Origin of the sequence: Chryseolinea serpens (genome assembly GCF_900129725.1) — a bacterium.
Classification (GTDB): Bacteria; Bacteroidota; Bacteroidia; order Cytophagales; family Cyclobacteriaceae; genus Chryseolinea; species Chryseolinea serpens.
Map to the genome: position 1 here is coordinate 222,074 of NZ_FQWQ01000004.1, position 24,006 is coordinate 246,079.

Annotated in this window: 19 protein-coding genes; 6 read left to right on the plus strand and 13 right to left on the minus strand. The window is 50.8% G+C overall.

The features are described from left to right. Positions 1-28: 28 nt before the first annotated feature. Positions 29-1,039 carry an SPOR domain-containing protein gene (locus BUB30_RS25505; protein WP_178377200.1) on the minus strand — a complete coding sequence of 337 codons (1,011 nt, stop codon included), beginning with the start codon at positions 1,037-1,039 and terminating at the stop codon, positions 29-31. A gap of 605 nt (positions 1,040-1,644) precedes the next feature. Between BUB30_RS25505 and BUB30_RS25510 the strand changes: the two genes are divergently transcribed. Beyond that, on the plus strand, positions 1,645-2,013 hold the full coding sequence (locus BUB30_RS25510) for a DUF6958 family protein (protein ID WP_073140106.1): 369 nt from the start codon (positions 1,645-1,647) through the stop codon (positions 2,011-2,013). Positions 2,014-2,018: 5 nt separating this feature from the next. On the opposite strand, the gene BUB30_RS25515 is transcribed toward BUB30_RS25510, so the two are convergent. Further along, positions 2,019-2,483 carry a TlpA family protein disulfide reductase gene (locus BUB30_RS25515; RefSeq protein ID WP_178377201.1) on the minus strand — a complete coding sequence of 155 codons (465 nt, stop codon included), beginning with the start codon at positions 2,481-2,483 and terminating at the stop codon, positions 2,019-2,021. Between the two features lie 214 nt (positions 2,484-2,697). Here BUB30_RS25515 and BUB30_RS25520 point away from each other — a divergent pair, with 214 nt between their 5' ends. Continuing rightward, positions 2,698-4,482 (plus strand): hypothetical protein, encoded by a 1,785-nt coding sequence (locus BUB30_RS25520; protein ID WP_073140109.1) that lies wholly within the window; start codon positions 2,698-2,700, stop codon positions 4,480-4,482. A gap of 7 nt (positions 4,483-4,489) precedes the next feature. Here BUB30_RS25520 and BUB30_RS25525 read toward each other — a convergent pair whose 3' ends face one another. The 6 genes from BUB30_RS25525 to BUB30_RS25550 form a co-directional block, all read right to left on the minus strand. Further along, the gene (locus BUB30_RS25525; protein ID WP_073140112.1) at positions 4,490-4,936 is read right to left on the minus strand and encodes a DUF7832 domain-containing protein; all 447 of its coding nucleotides are present in this window, start codon (positions 4,934-4,936) and stop codon (positions 4,490-4,492) included. A 56-nt stretch (positions 4,937-4,992) separates the two neighbouring features. Beyond that, positions 4,993-6,225, minus strand: a complete 1,233-nt coding sequence (locus BUB30_RS25530; protein ID WP_073140116.1) for a nucleoside recognition domain-containing protein — start codon at positions 6,223-6,225, stop codon at positions 4,993-4,995. Positions 6,226-6,259: 34 nt separating this feature from the next. Beyond that, entirely contained in the window at positions 6,260-6,961 is a 702-nt protein-coding gene (locus BUB30_RS25535; RefSeq protein WP_073140119.1) for a 16S rRNA (uracil(1498)-N(3))-methyltransferase, read from the minus strand. Between the two features lie 4 nt (positions 6,962-6,965). Beyond that, positions 6,966-7,226, minus strand: coding sequence for an acyl-CoA-binding protein (locus tag BUB30_RS25540; protein ID WP_073140121.1), 261 nt, complete (start codon positions 7,224-7,226; stop codon positions 6,966-6,968). Between the two features lie 89 nt (positions 7,227-7,315). Then, on the minus strand, positions 7,316-8,602 hold the full coding sequence (locus BUB30_RS25545; protein ID WP_073140124.1) for a citrate synthase: 1,287 nt from the start codon (positions 8,600-8,602) through the stop codon (positions 7,316-7,318). A gap of 85 nt (positions 8,603-8,687) precedes the next feature. Then, entirely contained in the window at positions 8,688-9,506 is an 819-nt protein-coding gene (locus BUB30_RS25550; RefSeq protein WP_073140127.1) for a prohibitin family protein, read from the minus strand. Positions 9,507-9,679: 173 nt separating this feature from the next. On the opposite strand from BUB30_RS25550, the gene BUB30_RS25555 reads away from it, so the two are divergent. Both BUB30_RS25555 and BUB30_RS25560 read left to right on the plus strand, forming a co-directional pair. Continuing rightward, positions 9,680-12,277, plus strand: a complete 2,598-nt coding sequence (locus BUB30_RS25555; protein ID WP_073140130.1) for a tetratricopeptide repeat protein — start codon at positions 9,680-9,682, stop codon at positions 12,275-12,277. A 54-nt stretch (positions 12,278-12,331) separates the two neighbouring features. Continuing rightward, positions 12,332-15,034: a tetratricopeptide repeat protein gene (locus BUB30_RS25560; RefSeq protein ID WP_084138400.1), complete on the plus strand. Its 2,703-nt coding sequence runs from the start codon at positions 12,332-12,334 to the stop codon at positions 15,032-15,034. A gap of 34 nt (positions 15,035-15,068) precedes the next feature. On the opposite strand, the gene BUB30_RS25565 is transcribed toward BUB30_RS25560, so the two are convergent. Then, complete coding sequence (locus tag BUB30_RS25565; RefSeq protein ID WP_073140136.1) at positions 15,069-16,469, minus strand: Gfo/Idh/MocA family protein; 1,401 nt, start codon at positions 16,467-16,469, stop codon at positions 15,069-15,071. Between the two features lie 261 nt (positions 16,470-16,730). Between BUB30_RS25565 and mreB the strand changes: the two genes are divergently transcribed. Beyond that, positions 16,731-17,756 (plus strand): rod shape-determining protein, encoded by a 1,026-nt coding sequence (mreB, locus tag BUB30_RS25570; protein WP_073140139.1) that lies wholly within the window; start codon positions 16,731-16,733, stop codon positions 17,754-17,756. A gap of 106 nt (positions 17,757-17,862) precedes the next feature. Here the strand turns inward: mreB and BUB30_RS25575 are convergent, their stop codons facing one another. The 3 genes from BUB30_RS25575 to sucC form a co-directional block, all read right to left on the minus strand. Beyond that, a complete protein-coding gene (locus tag BUB30_RS25575) occupies positions 17,863-19,134 on the minus strand; it encodes a chloride channel protein (protein WP_073140142.1) in 1,272 nt (423 codons plus the stop codon). A gap of 132 nt (positions 19,135-19,266) precedes the next feature. Next, positions 19,267-20,142, minus strand: a complete 876-nt coding sequence (locus tag BUB30_RS25580; protein WP_143165085.1) for a DUF6089 family protein — start codon at positions 20,140-20,142, stop codon at positions 19,267-19,269. 56 nt (positions 20,143-20,198) lie between these two features. Continuing rightward, positions 20,199-21,410, minus strand: coding sequence for an ADP-forming succinate--CoA ligase subunit beta (gene sucC, locus BUB30_RS25585; protein ID WP_073140148.1), 1,212 nt, complete (start codon positions 21,408-21,410; stop codon positions 20,199-20,201). A 70-nt stretch (positions 21,411-21,480) separates the two neighbouring features. Between sucC and BUB30_RS25590 the strand changes: the two genes are divergently transcribed. Then, complete coding sequence (locus BUB30_RS25590; protein WP_073140150.1) at positions 21,481-22,134, plus strand: ABC transporter ATP-binding protein; 654 nt, start codon at positions 21,481-21,483, stop codon at positions 22,132-22,134. Between the two features lie 467 nt (positions 22,135-22,601). Here the strand turns inward: BUB30_RS25590 and mtaB are convergent, their stop codons facing one another. After that, positions 22,602-23,921 carry a tRNA (N(6)-L-threonylcarbamoyladenosine(37)-C(2))-methylthiotransferase MtaB gene (gene mtaB, locus BUB30_RS25595; protein ID WP_073140153.1) on the minus strand — a complete coding sequence of 440 codons (1,320 nt, stop codon included), beginning with the start codon at positions 23,919-23,921 and terminating at the stop codon, positions 22,602-22,604. Positions 23,922-24,006: the final 85 nt, after the last annotated feature.

Genomic DNA, 24,006 nt, shown 5'->3' on the forward strand with positions numbered 1-24,006 from the left:
TAGTCTTGTTCTATAAGTTGTACAAAGCTTATTCTTGCTTATCCAGCCAAACCTCCGGGTACAAGGCTTTGAGATCTTGGCAGAGTTTTTTTGCCGTCCATACATCGGTTGTGCTTTCATAACTCACCAGGTAGTAGCCGTTTCGTTTTCCAAGTTTCGACGCGGCATGTCCCCGAATCTGCTGCTCGGCGACGAGCTTGTCTGCATTGCTTTCGAATCGAAAAGCGCCGATGATGACGTGATAGACCAGGCTGCTTTCAGCGTCTTTGCGGCCTTTCCCAGTTTCAATTGAACCAGCGAATGGCGCGGGCGTGATTTGCGCACCCACTACGGGACGTGGTCTTTGACTGAAGATGGAATCGGAGGGTCTTCGCCCAGCGCTGTCAGTCGGGAAGACCGCATTTTGATGACTCCCGGGAAGGGGTAAGCTCAGTCGAATGAGAACTAATCCCAAGGCAATGGGAGGGATGGTTACCCGAATAAATTTCAACGCGCGGGAAGAGTGCCGTAATTTTTTTGCGGGCTCAGTCAATGCGGATGCCGCCTGAGGCACTTCTTCCAATGAATCAGATCCGTCATGATTGGACCAAGCGTGCCGCGCGAACGACGGGGATTGCGCTTCATCATACCCATGGCCCGCCTCTCTGGCGTTCATGGCCGGATTTTCATCTTTTTTTTCCTGGTCACGTAATGAAGGCGTTTCCCAATTCTCATGTCCATGATAAACTTGTTCCTGCGTTTCTCCGACGGCCTGGACGTTGGATTTTGCCAACGCACGAGCATAGTCCTTTTCGTTGAGGAGTTCCAGTCTGTTGTCCACGAAGCAGAACGTGCCTAATTCTTTTATTCCATACCTCCCGTTCTCGTAAACGCCCTGTCGTATGGATTCGACAAAATCATGAATGGCCACTTGGGATTCTTCCTCTGTGAGCATTTCAATTTTTGTGAGATAAGCAGAAAGCATCCCGTCATCATATTTTATGAATTGATTGAAGAACAGGGATTGGGAAAAATCCTGTTGTTTGATGATCGCTCCCAACGTTGGCAGGTTTACCCTGTTGTTATGCTTCAACAAGGATAGAATAGCACGCGTAATCATTGAATAATTTTTATCAACCCTTCTCAAACCGAGCGCCAAAGAAAACCTTTGAATTTTCACTCCAAACGAATATTTTTTTCAAGTAGCCGACGATATTTCGTTGGTTCGTCGTTTTTTCGTTGGCAAGGCGAACGCATTCTTTTCACTTCTAAAAAGTAACCGGACCCGCAGTCAGGTTTTTTTGTTGCTATCGGTTTGAGGGAAGATGTGATGAATAGGATTGCCAGAGGCCGTTGTAGAAGCGAGGTGTTCACAGGACAAAGCGCAGGCTTGAAAGAACCTTGCCTGACGCCGTGATGCTTTCAACGCGATCGGACGTTACCGTTCTTGATTGTCAGCAGGTACGGGTGTTAACGCGGGAAGCCAAGCCATGACCAATGTTCTGCGTTGAGCTTAGCAGGAATCGATTTATGTCGACAGAATACTGCTTTTTGTCCTGCCGGAAGGGTTCCGGTATCGTTATTTTTAGAATCTCGTCCTAAAAAAGGCAATCCTCTGGTAACTTGTGCCGTTAGAGTACATAAATTAATTGGAGCCCTTACTTTATGGAACAGAATACGAAGCGCTCAGAGGAAGTGGTGCGCACGCACCGGCCCGATGGGCGTCCGGGTGTGATCTTGTTGAAGCGGGAGTATGATCTATTCTGTTCCTTCATCCTATCGAGCGTTGAAAAATCGGATAGCATGACATTGAACGATTTGCTTGAGAAGGCCCATGCCACGCTGGAGGGAAAATGGAACGGAGACCTGGCCTGGAAGATCCTCCAGGTAAAAATGGATCTCGAAGCCCGCCATCTCCTTGAAGTGGCGGTGGCAACGCGTAAGCGCCATGCCTTCACGATCAAATTGACCCGCCAGGGTCTTTCCAGGATACGTTATGAAAATCAAGTGGCCGAGTGGGCCGAGAAAGATTGAGATCGTTATAAACTCTCCAGGAACTCCTTGAATTTTGGAGTGTCGTAGTTCGTCGTGCCCGTTTCTTTGCTTACAATTTTTCCGTCGCTGTTGATTACCAGCGTCGTTGGGATCATAGAAACCTGTAGCTGTTTGGGCAGATAGCCCGACGGTACATACACTGGGAATGCAAAGCCTTTTTCCCGGGTAAAGTCAACCACCTTTGTAAAGTTCTCGCTTTTGTCGATCGACAGCATGACAAAGACGATCTTGTCGTTGTCCTTTACCTTTTTGTATAGTTCGTCGATCGCCGGCATCTCCACACGGCAGGGGCCGCACCAGGTGGCCCAAACGTTCAGGAAGATCGTTTTGCCTTTGAACCGGTTGAAGTCGATTACCTGGCCTTGCAGATCCTTTATGTTGAAGTTATAGTCGAAGGTTTTCATGACCGCCGGTGGGGCTGTGGCGGCGTCCAGGATACCCGTTTTCATGAGTGCAGAGCTTGTAAAATAAGACACACCGGAAAGTGCCCCAGTTACGCGCAATACGACAAATACGATCGCAAATATGGCCCAAGGGCGCAAATGCCTCCAAAGGACATGGATTATGGCAATGTTAAAGGGGTTTTTCATTTTGTGCATCCGGAAAAGGGTTACCAAATCTCCATATTTTAATTAATTTCGAAAGATAATCTCGTTTAAGATCATGACAAAAACCGCTTTGGTCAAGTTCCTCATCCTGTTTCTTTTTGCTTCGTCGGCCTATGGACAAAAAGTGAAATACAAGGATATCTGGGGTCTTTTGAGTACCAAACAGTATGAGGCAGCGGAGCCATTCCTGAAAAATTATCTGAAAGAGAACAGCGACAATCCCAATGCCTTGCTGTATATGGGGATTATTTTCCAGGAGAAATCAGGCAAAGATGACGTGCTGAAGCAAACGCGGCGGGCGATTTCAGACATGGATTCGGCCATCTTGTACTACGATAAAGCCTACAAAACCATCACCGAGAAAGAAGTAAAGCGAAACGACGAATACTACCAGGCCTACAACCGGCGCGACCTGCGAACCGGTGAGTTTGGAGTGAAGCTTTCCGACATCCAGTTCGACCTGGAAAAGAAAATGGAGGGACTGCGCGAACGCATAGATCGCGTGAAGATGGTGAAGTACTATTTCAACCTGGCGGACAGTCTTTATAAGAAATCCAACGCGTTGTACAAGAACATACAAGCCAGTGCGCCCGAAGAAAAATCATTTTACTTGCGGGCAAACGAGAACACCGTGGCGAGTCTTGTCGCCCTGGGGGGGCGCTACGATTCGTGTCTGAAGGCCTTTAATAACTATAAGTCGAGTGCGGTCACCATTGGCCGCACCGGATACAACCAGACGCTATCCGAGCGAGAGATCGTAGACATGAAAAAAGACGGCGCATCTCCCGCTAATTTTTACCAGGACGATTTACCGTTGTGGGACTATCGAAAGTTTGCCGATAAGGCGAAGGTGTCTATCGAGAAAGAAATCATTCCCATGCGTGAACACTTGGTTGCCTATGACATCGAGATCAACAAACTTCGTGAGAAACTCAATAAGGATTCCATTTCTGTGCGAAGCGACCTCACGTCTTTGATTGACAAGCTTTTGATGGAGCAACTTAAAAAATATGATTCGGAGCCTTTGCCCATGGAGGTGTTCTCGTTGAAGATCGCCGATCTCGAATACCGTTCGGCATTGTTGGAGAACAAAGCGGTTCGCGACTCCAGTGATCTCCAGTTTCGCCTCGCGTTGCTGACAAAGGAATTGAAATATGTTAGCCGCCTGGACAGCATGGCGGCCAAGCTTTCGGCGGAGGATGTAGATAAGAAAGCCGAAGACTATGACCAATTTATAAAGAACACGTATAATAGCACCGTGGTGTTGAAGAGCTTTGTGAAGGCTTTAAAAGAATATTCGGAGCGTGAGAAATTGAAAAAGCAAACACAATTTTCTCAAACCAAAAATGCCCTTCAATGGATCGTTATCGGCGCCGATTCTATCCCCGTAGTGTCTGCGGTGATGAATGCACGGTTCAAGCCGCTGATCATTCAAGAAGAGAAATTCACTTCGGGATTGCAGTATGCCGACTCGCTTAATCCTACAGGATATTTTTATACGATCCGCCCGTCGCGTGTACCGGACGTGAAAGTGACGTTCCCCGTGGACAAGCCAAGTTTTAAACTTGCGCGATTGAGCTCATCGAAAGTGTTGACGTACTCGGATGCGGGTGGGCAAATATATTTTGTATTGGTCTATGCCGAGCGCCCGGCCAAGGACGGTAAACATGCGGCAACGTTGGCCAAAATCTATCGATCGGATGGGTTGGCGTGGAGTACGAACTATCAACTGGGTTATGTTCCCAGGGAGATCCAATTTAAATCCGACGGGGGCGAAGTCACCATCAAAGGTGATACGCAGCAAAACACAATCGATAAGAATGGGAAATTGGTGAAGTAAGGTGCGACTAGCCTACTAGTTTTCTCCAGTCGGTGAAGCGCATGTCGATGCGGGTCTTCATCTTTTCATAGTTCTCCCAGCTGTCGGTCACGTGGTAGATGGAAGGCAGGGTTTTCACCAGAATCTCATCATAGTCGCTGCGATACAGACCGCCACCATAGTAGTAGTAGGTGAACATGTTGCCCTGGCGATTGAAAAGTTCAAAGCCCAGATAGCCGTCCCAGATCTCGCTGAGGATGGTGCATGAAATTTCCCGGCGTTTGAAACGGAAGATCTGGTTGGAGGCTTCATCTTCAAAATACTCTGAATAAAGTCCCGTGTCAATGATCCATCCTAAATACATGCCGATGTGAACATAGGCTTGCTCGATGGGTAGTGAATCGGGGAAGTTTCCAAGAAAGTGACTCTTCGCGTTATCGTAGATGGTCTTTTGGATATCCGCTTTTCTTTCCATATAACAATGTTAAACCTCCGGGTGCAGTTAAACAAATAAAAGTATCATTTTATATCTCAATGAAAGAACAAGTAACCCACAAAAATAGCAGCTACTATCCCTCCCAGGTCAGCGATTAGACCGGCGGTCAAGGCATACCGTGTTTTTCGCACATTTACGGAGCCAAAATAGACAGCCAGGATATAGAATGTGGTTTCGGCACATCCCCGGAAAATGCTGCTCAGGTTGCCGACAAAGGAGTCGGGTCCGAAGGTTTTGGATATTTCGATCATCATGCCTCGTGCACTTTGGCCACTCATGGGCTTAAGGAATGCCACGGGCAATGCTTCCACAAAGTCGGTATTCAATCCAACAGAACCGACCGCCCAGGCAATGCCTTTAATAATGTACTCCAGCGCACCCGATGTCCGGAAGATGCCGATGGCGACGAGCATAGCAATGAGAAAGGGAATGATCTTCACGGAGGTTTCAAAGCCTTCCTTCGCACCTTCTACAAAGGTTTCGAAAAGCGGTATTTTCCTCCGGATGCCAAGTGCCAGAAAGGAGATGATTACCGTGATGATGATCACACTGGTGATGAGCGTGGATTGGCTTTGCAACTCGTCCTGCGAGAGCGTTGTGAAGTACCACACGGAAAGTAATACGACACTGCTAAGGCCGACGATGTAGCCCAGCAGCACCTTATCCAGGAGATTTATTTTTTGACGGGCGCAAAGATAGACCAGCCCCACCAGCGTGGAACAGAACGTGGCAATCAGGGTGGGGATGAAGATGCTTGTAGGATTGACGGAGCCCAGCGTGGTGCGATCGGCAATGATGGCCAGGGGTATTACGGTGAGTCCCGAGGTGTTGAGCACCAGGAACATGATCTGCGCATTAGACGCGGTGTCTGAGCTTGGGTTGATCTCTTGCAATTCCTTCATGGCCTTTAGTCCCAGGGGCGTGGCAGCGTTGTCGAGCCCCAGGATGTTGGCGCTGAAGTTCATGATGATGGAACCTGTGGCCGGATGATTTTTGGGTATTTCAGGAAAAAGCCGTGAAAAGAAAGGGCCTACCACTCGGGATAGGATGGGCACTATGCCCCCGCGTTCTCCGATCTTCATCAACCCTAACCAAAGGGACATCACACCAGTAAGCGAAATAGAAATCTCAAATCCGGTTTTCGCCATCGTGAAGGTGGATTGCAGAAGCGCGGGAAAGACCTCGACGTCCTGGAAGACGATCAGTTTGAAAACCGCCACGACAAACGCTAAGAGAAAAAATGAAACCCAAATGTAGTTTAAGATCATGGCGGCGTATTTTCAATTCAACAAGGTACGACGATCACACGGTGTTAAGCAAATGCAGGGTGTGGCAGGCTACCAGGCCCGCGGTTTCCGTCCGCAGCCGGCTGGGGCCGAGGCTCGCTTTGCGGAAGCCGTGCTGCAGGCAAAGGGCCAACTCCTCCTTCGAAAAATCGCCCTCCGGGCCAATCAGTACCACGTAGTCTTGATGCGGGGTGGCCATTTGATGCAGGTGCATCGGGTTGTCGGGGTCTACATAGGCAATGAACTTCTCGGTTGCTTTGCCATGAGCGATGAACTCGGGTAAGGCCACGACGCCAGAGAGCTGGGGGAGTGTGGCTTTCACGGACTGCTTCATGGCGCTCACGCAAAGTTTTTCGAGCCGTTCAAGTTTTATGTGCATGCGTTCGGTGTGGTCGCATTCGATGATCGTGATGGCGTCGATGCCGATCTCGACGGATTTTTCTACGAACCACTCCAGCCGGTCTGCATTTTTAGTAGGGGAGATGGCGATGTGAATGAAGAAGTTCCTCGTAGGTGCGGCTTGTGTCCCGGTGACTTCGAAGGTGCATCGCTGTGGATCGGGTTGGGTAATGATGGCGGTGTAGAAGAAGCCTTTGCCGTCGGTCAGGTGTAGCGTATCACCTTGTTTTTTTCGCAGCACTTTTGTGCAGTGTCTCGACTCGTCGGGGTCGAGGTAGTGGATTCCTTCGGGGAGGCGCGGTTGGTAAAAGAGATTCAAGCGGTCACGCGTAGAGTTTGTGCAGGTCGTTCACCAGGGTCACGTATTCGGTCATGGCTTGTTCTTTGGTCTTGCCCTTCAACTCTTCCCAAGCATCAAACTTGGCGATGGCCTTGAAGTCAAACCCGCCGGGACGGTCGCCGGTGGCATCGCCTTCCGTGGCTTGTTTGAACAGTCCATAGAGCCTGAGCAACTCTTCGTTGGTGGGTCTTTTGGTGAACGTTTTAGAGCGCTCTACAGCAGCGTCGAATTGTTGTTGGTCCATGGATGATTTTTCTTTAAAGTGAATTGAGCTAAAAATAAAAACCGCTACGGCCAAGGTATTCGCTGGCCGTAGCGGTTGGTATGGGATGTCTATCGTTTTGTGATCTCGGTATACGGGCGCAGCGTTGCACCGGTATAGATCTGACGGGGTCTGCCGATAGGCTCTTTGTTCTCGCGCATTTCTTTCCATTGGGCGATCCATCCGGGGAGGCGTCCCATGGCAAACATGACGGTGAACATATCCACGGGGATGCCCAGGGCACGATAGATGATGCCCGAGTAGAAGTCGACGTTGGGATAGAGTTTTCTTTCTACGAAGTAAGGATCTTTCAGAGCGGCTTCTTCAAGCTTCTGGGCAATCTCTAACACGGGGTCGTTCACGCCCAGTTTTTTCAACACGTCGTCGGCGGCCTTCTTGATGATCTTGGCGCGCGGATCGAAATTCTTATAGACGCGGTGTCCGAAGCCCATCAGGCGGAAGCCGCTGTTTTTGTCTTTGGCTTTGTTGATCCATTTTTCGGTGTCGCCGCCGTCTTTCTTGATGTTTTCGAGCATCACGATCACTTCCTGGTTGGCGCCGCCGTGGAGGGGCCCCCACAGGGCGTTGATGCCGGCGGAGATAGACGAATAAATGCTGGCTTTGGATGAGCCGACGATACGCACGGTAGAAGTGGAGCAATTCTGCTCATGGTCTGCGTGGAGGATCAGCAACTTATCCAGGGCGTCTGCTACTACGGGGTCTACTTCATAGTCCTCGGCGGGAAGGGCGAACACCATCTTGAGGAAGCGTGCGCAATAGTCCAGCTTGTTGTCGGGGTAATTCACCGGGTGACCGACGGCGTTTTTATAGGCCCAGGCGGCAAAGGTCGGCATTTTGGCCAGAGACCGTACGATGCTCAGGTAAACGCCCTCAGCGGAACGGTTGGGGTCCAGCGACTCGGGATAGAATGCGGTTTGTGAGCAAAACAGGGAGGCCAGCACGCCCATGGGATGGGCGGTGGAAGGGAAGCCGTCGAGGATCTTCTTGATATCCTCGTGCACCAGGGTGTGTGTTTTAATGTCGTGGCTGAATTTGTTGTACTGCTGTTGCGTGGGCAGCTCACCAAAGATGAGCAGGTGGGCGACTTCCAGGAAGTTGGACTTCTCGGCCAGCTCTTCAATGGAGTACCCGCGGTAGCGCAGTATACCCTTGTCGCCGTCCAGAAAGGTGATGGCGCTCTTGGTGGCACCCGTATTTTTGTAGCCCAGGTCCAGGGTGATAGTCCCCGTTTTCTCTAGCAGGTCGCTAATATCAATACCAACCTCGTTCTCCGTTCCCTCTACAAGGGGCAGCACATATGACTTTCCGTCAATGATCAATTCAGCAGTTTTAGACATGTTCTAATGGATTTTTAACACAAGTTTTAAATATACAGGGTTCGGTCATGTTTGGGAAAAGAATGCATTAAAAAATATCGATTTGTCAATTATTGCCCAGGATCAGGGGCATCCCGTCGCCACCGGAACCGATGACGATGACCTTGGCGTTGGGCGATTTAGACAACTCCAAGGTGGCCTCGATGCCTCTCATTTTTAGGAGATTGTTGGTCAAGCTATTGTTAATGATGTTGTTGGCTCGCGATTCGCCCTCGGCGGCAATGCGTTTCCGTTCGGCTTCGCTTTTTTCTTTATCGAGGCGGAACTGATAGGCCAGTGCTTCTTGTTCCTGCTGGAGTTTATTTTCGATGGCACCCTTGATCTGTTCGGGCAGCAAGATGGAGCGGATCAGTACGGCTGGCGCACGCACAAAATTGAGTTGCAGAATCTTTTCCGTTTCGGTGCGGATGGCGGTCTCCACTTCGGCTCTTTTGGTGGAGTAAATCTCTTCGGCCGTATAGCGGCCCATGACCTGGCGGACCGTGGAGCGCACTTCCGGAATGACCAATACATTCACATAGTTTTTGGTGAATTTCTCCTGGATATAGCCTATTTTCTCAGGCATGGGACTGTAGCGCACGGTGACGTCTACGTGGATAGACAAACCGCTCTTGTCCAGCACATCCATGTTCTCGTCGGATGACATTTCGTTGACGCTGTACACATACAGATCGTTCCAGGGCGCTTTCGTGTGAAAGCCCTGCTCGATCACATTGTCTTTGTCAAGACCTTTGCCGAACTTATAGAAGATAATAGCCCTTTCGGAGGGGCCGATCGTGTAAAACATGCTCGATGAAAGGCTCATCAGCACGATCAACAAAATGACACCGATGACGATGTAAATGACGTTTTTTCGATTATTCATAGGATAAAGGTTAAGGTTGAAGTCCTGATGTTGGGGTATGGCGATCCTCAAAACTACAAAGAAATTGTACCATGACTGCATACAACGTCATCGCTAATTATTTTGACCCCGATCTGGAAGAATGTAAATGGAATGCATTAAATTAACTAGTTAACTTTGGTTATTTAGAGGACATGGTGAGGTTTTTTTTCATCCTGCTGATTTGCTTTTTAGGCCAGGCCACCACGCTTCGTTCCCAACCTGCTTTGGACAGCCTCCAGCGCGCGTTAAAGGATGCTAAAAATGACCGCGATCGCGCCGATGTGCTGAACAGCCTTTCGGCCTATATCTACGACACCGATGTGAACGAAGGATTCCGCTATGCTTCCCAGGCCAACCTCCTCGCACGCAATGCACACTATGACATCGGGCAAAAGCGGGCGCTTACATTGATGGGCTATAAGTTTACCGTGTCCGGGCAATTTCAATCGGCGCTACGTCTTTACAAGCAAGCGCAAAACATTAACGGGGAGGAGGATAGCCAACTGGCCTATAGCTATGTGATGACGGGCAACATTTACCGCTCGACCTCTCAATACGACTCGGCCCTTCTCTTTTACCAAAGAGCGCTCCAGGTGCTCGAGAAAGATCCAAACGAAGTTTACCTGGCGTATACCTACAAGAGCATGGCCCGGCTGTTTGTGATCCAGTGGAAAAATACCGAGGCGGAAGAGTATTTCATGAAGGCGATGAAGATCTACGAGCGTAGAGACGATGAACGGGGAAGAGCCGAGGTCTGGTTCGCTTTCGCGGATGTGTATAAGAATGAGAACCGCTATGACCTTGCCAACGAAAATCTTGAAAAGGGATGTGCGCTGGCAACCAAGGCAAAAAGCGAATACCTGATGCTCAACTGCTACAAGAGCCAGGGCGATGCTTTTTATCGCAAGGGCGAATACTTGAAGTCGTTGGAAGTATTGTTCAAGGCATTGGAGATCCTCAAGATAAAAGAACAGCCGCCTTTGCTGGCATCGGTATACAACCAGTTGGGAGAGGTCTATGAAGAATTGGGTCAACACGACGTGGCCTTGAAGTATTACCTGGAGGCGTTGCGCATCACCGAACCCAGCGGGGTGAAATATGAAGTGGCCAAGCTCTATAGCGAGATCGGTTGGATCTACAAAAATCAATTGAACTACGCACAAGCCCATGCGTACCTGGACAAATCGTTAAAATTGCGCGAGGAGATCCATGACGACCATGGCATCTCCAATAGTTACAATGTCATGGGGGTTTTGTATTACCAGGAGAAGAAATATGACAAGGCCCTGGAACTGCTGCAAAAGTCACTGGCCATCCGTGAGCGCATTCACCACGAAGAGGGAGTGTCGGCCTGCATCTTTAATATTGCTCTGGTTTACGAAGCCCGGGAGCAATACGATCGTGCCCTGGCCTACCAGTTGCGGGCCTTGGTGATCGACGAGAAGGCAGGCAATAAGCAAGGGTTGAGCATTTCCTACAACCAGTTGGGCCAGCTATATGGAAAAGCAGGCCGCTACAAGGAAGCGGAGGAGTACCTGGAGAAGGCGCGGGTGCTCGCGGTCAGTACCGGGTCAAAGATCCTGCTCATGAACAATCTTTTGTATTTCTCCGTGCTCTTCGAGTCCCGAAAAGATTATAAAAAAGCGCTTGACTATCAAAAGCGTTATCAGCAAATGCACGACTCTGTCTATAGCGAAAACAACGCGTTGAAGCTGGCCGAGATGCAGGCGCTTTATCAAACCGAGCAAAAGAACCAGGAGATTGCCTTTCTCAATCAACATAAGGAAAATCAGAACAGTAAGATCGAGCTGCAGCGCGCGCACATCGAGCAGCAGAACATCATCATCTTTTCAGGCCTGGCCGGGGTCATTCTGATTTCCATATTGGCGTATAAATCTTACCAGTATGCCACCCGTATCCGCAAGGCAAACTTCGAAATGGTGGAGAAGAAAGAAGAGATCATGGCGCAATCGGAAGAGCTGATCGAGGCCAATCAAACCATCGCGCAGATCAACCGCACCCTGGAAGGAAAAATCGAGGAGAGAACGTCGGCCCTGCGACAGGCATACAAAGAGCTGGACACTTTTTTCTACCGTTCGTCGCACGATTTTCGCCGGCCACTGACCACGTTCATGGGGTTGGCGGAGGTGGCCAAGATCACCGTGAAAGATGCCAACGCCCTGGAACTCTTTGCCAAAGTGAAAGAGACCGCCAGCAACCTTGATAAAATGCTGGTGAAACTCCAGTCCATTAGCGATGTGGGTGCACAGCAATTGGTGTACAAGGAAGTCTTTATCAAAGAGATCGTCAACAACGTTTGCGATAGCTTTTCGGAAGAGCTTCGCGGCCGGGGTATTCACGTGCAGATGGATGCCGGGTTAAAGCAATCGTTCTTTTCGTATCCTGCCATGGTGAAGATCATTATTGAAAACCTTATAGAGAATGCCATATTCTTTAGTGGCATGGATCAGCCGTTCATCTACGTGCGGGCGTTCGACGAGGGAGGGGAAATTGTGCTGGAGGTAGAAGACAACGGCCAGGGCATTGAGAAACAATACGAGGAGCGCATCTTTGAGATGTACTTCCGTGGCAACGACCGGTCAAAAGGTAATGGCCTTGGACTGTATATTGTAAAAAAGGCTGTGGAAAAACTCAATGGCAAGATCGAAGTCCGAAGCGGGTGGGGGCAGGGCTCCGTTTTCCGCGTCACGTTTCCCGCCGATCAACAACACGCCGATATTCTCTCTTAGTTGCATGGATTAGAGTGGAATTCTATTTAGCTTTAAGAAGCCCATTTTTTTAGCATGCGTAGAGTGTCTGTCTGTCTTGCCTTAGGCTGGTTCATCCCCTTGTTGATCTATGCCCAAACTCCAAGGATAGATAGTCTCCAAAAAGTTCTCGAACAAACACAAAGCCCCGCGCAACGTTGCGATGTCTTGCATGGCCTCGCTGCCGAAAGCTGGGACTATGACTTTGAGAAAGCCTATGGCTACGCCCAGGAAGCATGGGTACTGGCTCGTCAAAATCAATATGGCAAGGGAGAGGTTCAGGCACTCACGGACATCGGCCTGTATCATTACTTCACGGGGAACTATCCGCAGGCCACGGCGCGCTACAGAGATGCACTGCGGCGTTGTGGCAACCACCGCTATGGCGATTTTCCGGGCTACACGATGACGCGCCTGGCCAACCTCTACCGGGTGCAGGCCATGTTCGATTCAGCGGACTATTACTACAAACGGTCGACGGTGGCGTTGAAGGATCAGCCCGGTCCGGCGCGCTCCTCGGTGTATTATAACCGCGGCTTGATGGCCTTGAACCTTTCCGAATTCGACTCGGCGCTGCTGTATTTCCGGCAATCGGCCCTGCTGCGGGGGAAAGACAAGGACATTTCAAATCTGATGGAGTCATGGCAGGGGATCGGTCAGGCCTACAAAGGCAGATCCCTGCTCGATTCGGCCCGGCAGTATTATGACAGCGCCTACAGCATGGCACTGAAATATAAGAACCCCGAACAGCAGATGTTCTATCACATCAACACGGGCGAGTTGTTGTATGCACAGGGCGATTACAATACAGCTATACGCCATTTTTCGCAAGCCCTGGAAATGCTGAAGCGGCATCCTTTTCGCCGCTACTATGCGTTGGTGTTAAGTCGCATCGCCCAGGTATACACCGCCCGGGGTGACTACAAGCATGCCATCGAACACTTGCTCGATGCCCTGCGGATACAAGAGAAATTGAACAATAAACAGGAAGTGGGCCGTTTGTACGGCTCCATGGCCTGGGCATATACCAACCAAAAAAACGATTCCCTGGGAATCGACTATGCCCAGCGATCGTTGAAGATCATGGAGGATATTCACGACCGCGCCGGCATTTCCTATGCACACAACGCTCTCGGCTATATACAGTTCACGAGATCCCATTACGAAGAAGCCCTTCGCCATTATGAGATCGCGTTGCAATTGCGCAAGGAAATCAAATCGCCACAGCTCTATTCCTCCACCACTTTTAACATTGCCCGGGTATACCAAAAGCAGGGCAATTTTGCCAAGGCGCGAGTCTACCTTGTACAGTCCCTGGCGTTGGATAAAGCCAACCGGGATCGCGATGCTCTGATCAGAACCTATAATACGTTGGGCGAACTCTCCATCAAAACCAACCAGCGCGCCGACGCTGAGAATTACCTGAAGGAAGGCCGCGCGCTGGCCATCGAACTCGGGGCGGCCCTGGAGTTGAGAAACAATGACAAACTCTTCGCCGACTACTACCGTTCCATAGGCGACTATCCGAAGGCCCTTTCTTATTACGACCGCTACATGTTGCTCAACGATTCGATCTTCACGCAGCAAGGTGCGGCCAAGATTGCCGAGATGAGCGCGTTCTACGAACTGGAAAAAAAGGAAGGCGAGATCCGCCAACTGAATCAAAAAAATGAATTGAGCCAGAACGAGATCCAACTACAAAAAACGCAGATCAGCCTGCAACGTTCCTACCTCACGTTTTCTATCGGCGGGCTGTTGTTGCTGGGGCTCATGGCTTACATGTTCTACCTCAACGCACAACTGAAGAGTAAGGCCAACCGGGATCTGAAGCGCCTCAATGCCGAGATCAAAGAGCAAAAGGAAGAAATACAAGCCCAGTCGGAGGAGCTGACGGAGGCCAACAATTCGCTGGTGATGCTCAACAACGAGCTGATCGAAAAAACGGAAGAAGTGCAGGCACAAGCCGAAGAGTTGCGCGAGACCAACGAGATGATCACCGAAATAAATCGCGACCTCGACGACATCGTGACCAAGCGTACCTCGCAATTGCAGGAAGCCTTCAAAGAACTGGACACCTTCTTCTACCGTTCGTCGCACGACTTCCGGCGTCCGCTCACCACATTCATGGGCCTGGCCGAAGTAGCCAAGATCACCCTGAAAGATCCCGCTGCGCTGGAGTTGTTTGCCAAGGTGAATGAAACGGCATTCAGCCTGGATAAAATGCTGATCAAACTCCAATCCATCAGCGACGTGGGCGCGCAGCAATTGATCTTCCGCGAAGTGTGGGTGAAGGAAATATTCGACAGCGTCTGCGATTCTTTCCGCGAGGATATTCAAAAACATCGCATCAAAGTGCAGGCACAAGTGGACTTGAAGGCACCGTTCATATCGTACCCCATCCTGGTGCGCATCATCCTTGAGAACCTCGTGGAAAACGCCATTCATTTTTCCCTGACCGAAGAGCCCTACATTTGTTTGAGAGCGCGCCAGGAAGGCGATCAATTGGTCATGGAACTGGAAGACAACGGCCAGGGCATACCGGCGGCGTATACCGAAAAAGTATTTGACATGTACTTCCGCGCCAACGAGCGGTCGAAAGGCAATGGGTTGGGCTTGTATATCGTAAAGAAGGCCGTGGGCAAACTGAACGGTCACCTGGACCTGACGACGCAAGTAGGAAAAGGGTGTCGCTTTGTCATTACGCTTCCGATGAATCGCAGCGCGATCAATAATTTTTAGTGCCCCGCCCGGACGGGGGAGCACTAAAAATACTTTACACCAGTTTCGCCGTTTCGGGATCCCAGTTAACAATCTTCTTTTCAAAAACACTTTTGTTGCACGCCAGGGCCGGGCCGGCGGCGCGCATGCCGAACAACGCATCCTCCTTGATGGGCATTTTCTCGCGGATGCCTTTATAGAAATTCATATGATGGTCATAGTTGGCGCTATAACGCTCGGGAGCCTTGTAGGTGGTGCCCGGGTTAATCATCTCGGGAGTTCCGGCCGGGTACTTGGCCTTGTACCACTTTTCATATTCTTTTTGTTGTGCCTCCGTGAAGGTGTTGAACGAATCCCACCCGCCATAGCCCGGGGCTTTGGGTGTCTTGTTCAGGGTGACGGTTATTTCGCTCCACCCCATGGTGATCACGCCGTCGGTGCCGATGAGGCGCAGGCGTTCGCCGTCGCGGCTGCCATCGGCAAAGTTCACGCGGACCTGCAGGTTGAATGCGGGATGTTTGTCGCTGGAGGGATAGTCACACAGGCCCAGGATCACATCGGGCACGTCGCGGCCGTCTTTCCAGTAGCGCAGGCCGCCCGTGGCATAGATGCGGTTGGGGCCCTTGGAACTGGTAACGGTATGAAGGCCGGAGAACAAATGCACAAACAGATCGCCAGCGATGCCCGTGCCGTAGTCCTGGTAATTTCTCCAGCGGAAGAAGCGGGTGGGGTCGTAGGGGACTTTGGGCGCGTCGCCGAGGAAGCGATCCCAATCTACGGTTCCCGCGTTGGCGTCTGTTGGGATGGAATACTGCCACGCACCGCCACCACCCTGGCGGTCCATCCAGGTCTCGACCAGGATCAAATCACCGATCACCCCGGACTCGAAGATCTCGCGTGTCTTTTGTGTGGCGATGGAACTCACGCGCTGGCTTCCAATTTGCATCACCTTACCGGTTCTCTTTTGGGTGGCGATCACCTCCGCGCCCTCTTCAAGTTTGTGCACCATCGGCTTCTCACAATACACGTGTTTGCCTTTGTTCATGGCGTCGATAGAGATATGATCATGCCAATGGTCGGACGTGGCGATGATCACCGCGTCGATATCGCTGCGTTCCAGTATTTCCCTGTAATCCTTGGTCGCGAAAATGTCTTTGCCATAGAGCTCTTTGGCGCGGTCCAGCCGGCCGGTGTAAAGATCGCAGGCTGCGATCAGTTTCACCCCCGGTATCTGCGACGACGTTTCCCAGTTGTTGAAACCCATGATGCCCATGCCGATCACCGCCACGTTGACTTGGTCATTGGGGGAGAATTTTTTATCGTATCGCTCCGGGGCAACCAGGGAGATGACCTGGTTTGGCGATGCTTTCAGCACAGAAGGTACACTCGTGACAATAGCTCCTCCGATAGCCTTTTTAATAAAATTTCTTCTCGAATTTTGTGAGGGGGTAGACATACATTTTAAGATTGGTAAGACGGTTGGGAAGTTACACTTTTTGATAAAAAAAGAAACCCCAATTGCTGTAGGCGGATGAGCGGTGTGAATGGTTGTTAAACGCGTTAAACCCATCATTCCCCAATTGAAAAACGAAATTATAAGCCCTATCTTGCCCGCACACACAAGCACACTTTGTGTGGCACTGAACAGCGCCGGAACATCGTCCGGCTTCTTGAAGGGCAAGGCAGGCAGGGTAAAAGAGAAATAATAAAAGACACCATGAATTTTAATTTTTTCAAAAACAAAAGCGTCGCGATAGATCTCGGCAATAGCAACACGGTGGTAAGCGATGCCCAGAAAGTACTTTTAGCGCAACCATCTTACATCGTCTTCGACAACGAAACCAACGCCGTCAAGGCCATTGGCAACAAGGCCTACAGCATGTTCGAAAAGAGCCACGAAGAACTGCGCCCGGTGAAACCTTTGCGCGGCGGCGTCATTGCCGACTACGACTCGGCCAGCAAAATGATCCGCGAAATGTTAGCCCAGGCCTCTATGCAGTCTTCGTTCCTGGGGGGCTACGACCACATGATCGCCGGCATTCCCTATTACACCACCGAAGTAGAACGCCGCGCCCTTCGCGATGCCTTGGGACAATTCAATTCGAGACATTCCTACATGGTATACGAGCCCCTGGCCGCCGCCCTGGGCATCGGCCTGAACATTCGTGAACCCGATGGCAAGATGCTGATCGACATCGGCGGGGGCATCACGGAGATCGTCGTGATCTCTTTGTCGGGTGTGGCCGCTTTCCAATCCCTCAAAGTAGCCGGCGATACCTTTGATGAACAGATCCAGGATCACTTCCGCAGAGCCTACAACATGGCCATTGGCCTCAAAACTGCCGAGCAAATCAAAATCAACGTGGGGGCAGCCATCGATAAAATTCCGGATGTTCCCCAGCCCATGATGGTGCGTGGCAAAGACCTCATCGAGGGCCTTCCCGTAACCCGTGCCATCAATCACAGTGAAGTGGCGTTTGTGCTTGAAAAATCCGTGAGCTCCATCGAGCACTGTGTCGTGCAGACGCTGGAAACGTGTCCGCCGGAGTTGGCTGCCGACATCTATCACAACGGCATCCACATCACTGGTGGCAGTGCTATGCTGCGCGGCCTCAGAGAACGCTTCGAAGCCAAACTGAAACTTCCGGTCCACGTCGACCCACAGGCATTGCTCTCGGTGAGCAAGGGCATTGCACAGACCCTGAAGGATACCAAAAAGTATCAGGGCATTTTACTTCAATAAAATTTCCCGTAAAGAAAGACGGATGATAACCTAAGATGAGCGTTCCTGAAGAGGAGCGCTTTTTTTTGCCATGCCCTTCACGGAACGGCAATGCTGATGGCTTTGCTTAGTTCTTATTCCGGAACACCGGCGAATAGGAGTATACGGTATACGGAAGGATAAGCCGGGCCACGATCTTGGCCACCACCGACGCGACAACGATAGGAACAAAGAGCGTATAATTTCCGGTCACGGCGCACAGCAGGAAGATCGACGTGAGCGGTGCATGGATGCTTCCGCTCAGCAAAGCGGCCATACCGATGACGATAAAATTGACCGGGATAACGCCGGCATGAAAATAGGTATTCAACAGCGAGGCCATCAAAAAGCCAAGGAAGGCGCCCATGAACAGGCTGGGAGCAAACACACCGCCATCGCCCCCGGCAGTCAACGTGAGCGACGTCACCACGGGTTTGATCATCAGCACCATGGCGAGGCTGAGCAGCGCTTGTGTCGTAATGGGTGAGTTCTCCATGGCGTTGATGGATGCGTATCCTTCGCCATACAAATTGGGGAAGATGAAAATAAAGACCGAAATGACTACCGATCCCAACAGGATCTTTACGAATGTGTTTTCGATGACCTGTGAAACGTCTTTTACCCACACAATGGATCGCGTCAGCCACGTCGAAAAGATACCTCCAAATATACCAAGCAGGACAAAATAGGGCATGGCAAAGGTATTCCAGTGTGTCACCGTCAGGTGGAAGACAGGCTCATCGCCCAGCCCCAGGTTCACGGCATAGGCCGTGAGGGCCGCCGCGCCGATGCTGAGCAGGTGACGCTTGTTTATTTTCTGTGCGAATACTTCCAGGGCAAACACGACACCCGCCGCGGGCGCATTGAATAGGGCCGTGATCCCTGCGGCGATGCCGGCACAGATCAGCTCGTTCTTATACCGTTTCAACCAGGTGGTCTTTTGGCTGGACAAAGAACCTACAGTAGCCGTAGCCACCACGGTAGACACTTCGATGCCCGTGGAGCCTCCAAAGATCACGGTCAGAAAGCCATTAAAGTAATGTGAAGGAATTTTGTACGCAGGTAAATATTTTGTCCGGGCCGAAAGACAGTCGATGGCCTCGCGCATCCCTTTATTGACGGTGTTTCGGAAAAGAAAGTGACGCAACAGCAGAATGGCAATAAAGCCGGCAAAAGGCAAGGCAATGATCAGGGCGTTGTGTTCCTGGAAGCGGTCATACAATTGGCCTTCATAATGTTCTGTCACCAGCTTCAGGGTATCCGTGAGCAATGCTGATAGCACACCGATCGTCACCGACGCCAACACGAGGGCCGGGATACGCTTCAATTTTTTGAATTTCAGGGAATACTTTCTCTGCATGGAATGTAAAAAATGCTTTCAGCACAAAGGCAGGGACAGCAAAAATACAAAACTGAGGTCTTCCGGTCAGGATTTACCTTCAGAAAGAAAAAAAAGGGGATAAAATGACCCTTGGAACCGGCCAACGGGGTATTACCGGCTTCTCGGTCTGCGATAATATGCCTTGCGCTTGCGGGTATAGAGCTTCCGGTCGGAGTTCTCGAACAAGGTTATCGGCAAATAGTACTGCAAAGTGATGTTTGTGATAAAATAGCCGTCTTTTTTATTTGGATTTCCCCGGACGCCATCGGTGTCATTGGTTGGTTTGGTGCCGATCTCGCCACGGCGGTCAGACAACGCCCGCGACAGGTCGCTCTTCAACGTGGCCGGATCTGGATATTTCCGTCTGCTGACATCGTCCAGGTAATCGGTGAATGTGAGGCGGTAACCGGCCTCAACCAGGATATTGAAGAAAGGGTTTAGCTTGATGCGACCTCCTATCCCCATCGGTATCACCGGCTGAACGCGACTATATTTGACGCCCTCGGTTTGCAAAGGCTGGAGTGCATAGGAATGTCCCTGGTAGGTGGCCTTGGGGTTGAAGTAGAGAACGCCAATACCGGCGAACACATGCAAATTAAGCGTGGATCGTTGGTAGAAACGCAGCCCCATAGGACTAAGATTAAACGCTCCCAGGGCGCTGAATTCAATACAATTCGCGTTAAAAGAGAGATTGCGTTCTTTCCGGTCGTCGTTTGCCTTTGCGTCATCACCCGACAATTGGAACCAGGTGAGCTCTGCCCGCGCACTGATACGGCTGTTCAGGTAATACTCCGCACCCAGGGCGATGTTGGGCTTTAATTTGCCGAACTCACCGGGGTTTACCATTTCACCATAGTAGTTAGCCGTGCCCGATCCAATGCTGACCAGGAAGTTCCGGTCTTGGCGGAGTAAATTGAAACTTTGGGAATGCCCCAGTAAAGGCATTCCTATAACACTGATTAGGGTGAGGGTAGCTAACCTTTTCATAGGGGTATAAAAGCAAAACGTAAGATAAGCAATTTTGTTTATACGGGCGAGGGACGTTAAGCCAAAACCTCCTTGACCCGTTGCGCTGCGTCTTTCAGAACAATGGCCGAAAATACTTTCAGGCCCGATTGCTCAATGATCTTTGCTCCTTCTTCGGCGTTCGTACCCTGCAATCTTACAATGATAGGCACGTGAATATCGCCTATCTTTTTATACGCTTCCACCACACCGTTGGCAACCCGGTCGCAACGCACGATACCGCCAAAGATGTTGATGAGGATGGCTTTCACATTGGGATCTTTCAGGATGATCCGGAAGCCTGCTTCCACCGTTTCGGCATTTGCTCCACCACCCACGTCCAGGAAGTTTGCGGGCTCACCGCCCGACAATTTGATGATGTCCATGGTGGCCATGGCCAGACCGGCGCCGTTCACCATACAGCCCACGTTGCCGTCGAGCTTCACATAGTTGAGGCCGGCTTTGCCTGCTTCCACTTCCAACGGATCCTCTTCGGTGATATCTCTTAATTCAGCCAGGTCTTTGTGACGATACAAGGCATTGTCGTCCAGGTTCACCTTGGCATCGACCGCCAGGATGCGGTTGTCGGAGGTCTTCAACACGGGGTTGATCTCGAACATGGAGGCGTCAAGGCCAAGGTAGGCATTGTAGAGGGAGCCAATAAATTTCACGCCCTCTTTGAAGGCATTGCCTTCCCAACCCAGGGCAAAAGCGATCTTGCGGGCCTGGAACGCCTGTAAGCCAATGGCCGGGTCAATCCATTCTTTGATGATCTTTTCCGGATGGGTTTCGGCCACTTCCTCGATGTTCATACCGCCTTCGGTGGAGGCCATGATCACGGGGCAAGCCTTGGAGCGATCCAGCAGGATGCTCATATAATATTCTTTGGGCTCGCTTTCGCCGGGGTAGTATACGTCTTCGGCGATGAGCACTTTGTTTACTTTTTTGCCTTCGGGGCCGGTTTGGTGGGTCACCAATGTGCCGCCCAAAATGGCTTTTACTTTATCGGGCACTTCCGTGATGCTTTTGGCCAGCACCACGCCATGGGAACCCGTTTCCTTTACTTTTCCTTTTCCACGGCCACCGGCATGTATCTGGGACTTCACCACAAACCATTTCGTACCCGTTTCGGCCTGCAGCTCCTTCGCTGCCTGAATGGCGCTATCCGGTGTGTCGGCCACGATGCCGCGTTGAATGGTTACCCCGTATTTCTTGAGAATCTCCTTGCCCTGATATTCGTGGATGTTCATGAATTTTTTGTTTTGGGCGAAACTAGCTTATTTACAGCTGTATTTCAAAACAAAAACATACAAATAGCGGATGCTTCGGGCCACGAATATTGAAAAGTCATATGGCGCCCTCCCAGTATTGAGAGGGATCGACCTGCAGATTGACAAGGGGGAGGTGGTCACCATCGTTGGCGCTTCCGGCGCCGGCAAAAGCACCCTGCTTCACATCCTGGGCACGTTAGACACCCCCGACAAGGGCAAGGTGTTCATCCAGGATCAGGACGTGTTCAACCAGTCGGGCCGGAACCTCGCAGCCTTTCGGAACAAGTCCATCGGATTTGTTTTTCAGTTTCACAACCTGCTGCCCGAATTCACAGCACTCGAAAATGTGATCATCCCCGGCCTGATTGGCGGACGCAACGATAGGGAGGTAAAGGAAAGGGGGCTGTCGCTCCTGGAGCGGTTGGGCCTGCACGACCGCATGCATCACAAACCGTCGGAGCTCTCGGGGGGCGAACAGCAACGTGTCGCCGTGGCCCGTGCCATGATCAACGCACCCGACCTTATCCTGGCCGACGAACCCAGCGGAAACCTCGACTCGCACAACGCGATCGAATTGCATAATTTGTTTTTCAAGCTAAGAACAGAAATCGGGCAGACGTTTGTTATCGTCACGCACAACGAGTCGCTGGCGACGATGGCAGACCGGAAAATTGAATTGAAAGATGGCCGGATAAAGGCCTAGTGAAAGAAATAAGAATAAAAAAATAGAAAGAAAGAAGACCCCACTTTTCTCTTCACCATCCCTGGTCTTCTTCCTGGCTCCCCTCAAAATCGTTCTACAAGCCGTGTAACACAATGACAATACAAATGTAGGGGCATGCCGCTACACGCACCCGGCATTGTAGGCCCTTTTGGCAATCGTGTAAGAATGCAGGGGGTTACGATCGATATTGACTTCGTGTTAGAAATTTGCCGTTCGTGAGACCCTAATCTTACGCACCCCTTTCGGAAAAAAGGACTTTACAGACCGCAAGTGAACCTCATTCGTCGGGTTGTCTGATCGTTGATAGTCAATGTATTAGCAAGGGGATCGCAGGATCGCGAAGGGGCGCTATGCCGGTTATTCTTACAACGCCCTGGAAACCGGGAACTTCGTGAGGAATGCACTTTTTTGTAGCGAATTGAGCGATAATTGCCGGAAGGCAAACATCAATGCAAATGCACTTCGGGCACAGCATCCTCTACTTCCACCAGACCTTTCGCCTGGATGTGAAGTAGTTTTACTTTTCTCAGCTCATTCACCAACACGGGATCATACTTGGCGACAACGCGGATATAGTTTTCTGTGAAGCCGTGCATCATACCCTCTTCCACATCGTTCTCGAAAAGCACGGTGGCTTCGCGTTGCAGGTTTTCTTCATAGAACTTTCTGCGTTTCTTATCCGAAAGAATGTGCAGCATTTTCGAGCGCTCAGCGCGAACGTGGGCCGGCACTTTTCCAGGCATGGTCGCGGCCGTTGTGTTTTCCCTTTCGGAGTAGGTGAACACGTGGAGGTACGATATGTTCAGTTCGTTGAGGAACTGGTAGGTCTCTAAAAAGTCTTCGTCGGTCTCGCCGGGAAATCCAACGATCACATCAACACCGATGCAGCAGTGGGGCATGTGCGACTTGATGGTGTTCACCCGGTCGTGGTAAAGCTCGCGCAGGTAGCGGCGCTTCATCAGCTTCAATACTTTGTTTGAACCGGATTGCAACGGAATATGGAAATGTGGAACAAACCGCTGCGACTGCGACACAAAAGCAATGATCTCGTCGGTGAGCAAATTCGGTTCGATGGAGGAGATCCGAAAGCGGTCGATGCCTTCCACCTGGTCCAAGGCTTTGATGAGGTCCACGAACCGCTCCACGCGTTTTCCTTCTTGCAATCCGAAGTCGCCTGTGTTCACTCCCGTGAGGACGATCTCTCGCACCTCCGTGGTGGCGATCTCTTCGGCGGTTTTCACGATGTTGGCGATGCTGTCGCTGCGGCTGTTGCCACGGGCCAGGGGGATGGTGCAAAAGGTGCACGAATAGTCGCATCCGTCCTGCACTTTTAAAAATGTGCGGGTGCGATCGTGTAGCGAATAGGAAGTGTTGAAATGATTTGCTTTCTCAATGTCGGAAGCAAAAACCTGGGCTTGGGGTTGACGGACAAAGCCGTCGAGCAATTCCACCAGCCTGAATTTTTCTGCGGCTCCCAGCACGGCATCCACACCGGGTATTTCGGCAATTTCTTTTGGCTTCAACTGGGCATAGCAGCCAATGATGGCCACGTAGGCATCCGGCGAGATGCTGCGGGCCTCACGCACGATCTTATGGCATTTTTTGTCGGCGTTCTCGGTGACCGAGCAGGTGTTGATGATGAAAATGTCGGGCGTGTCGGTAAAATCGACCTTTTTATGGCCTTTTTCCTCAAACAAGCGCGAGATCGTGGAGGTCTCGGAGTAGTTGAGTTTGCATCCCAGCGTATAAAAAGCCACTTTTTTCATCGTGGGCGCAAATTTAACAAATCCATCCGTTTTGTGACGAATGTTTCTGGCCTTGGGGGCTCATCCTAAACCAATGAAAAATCAA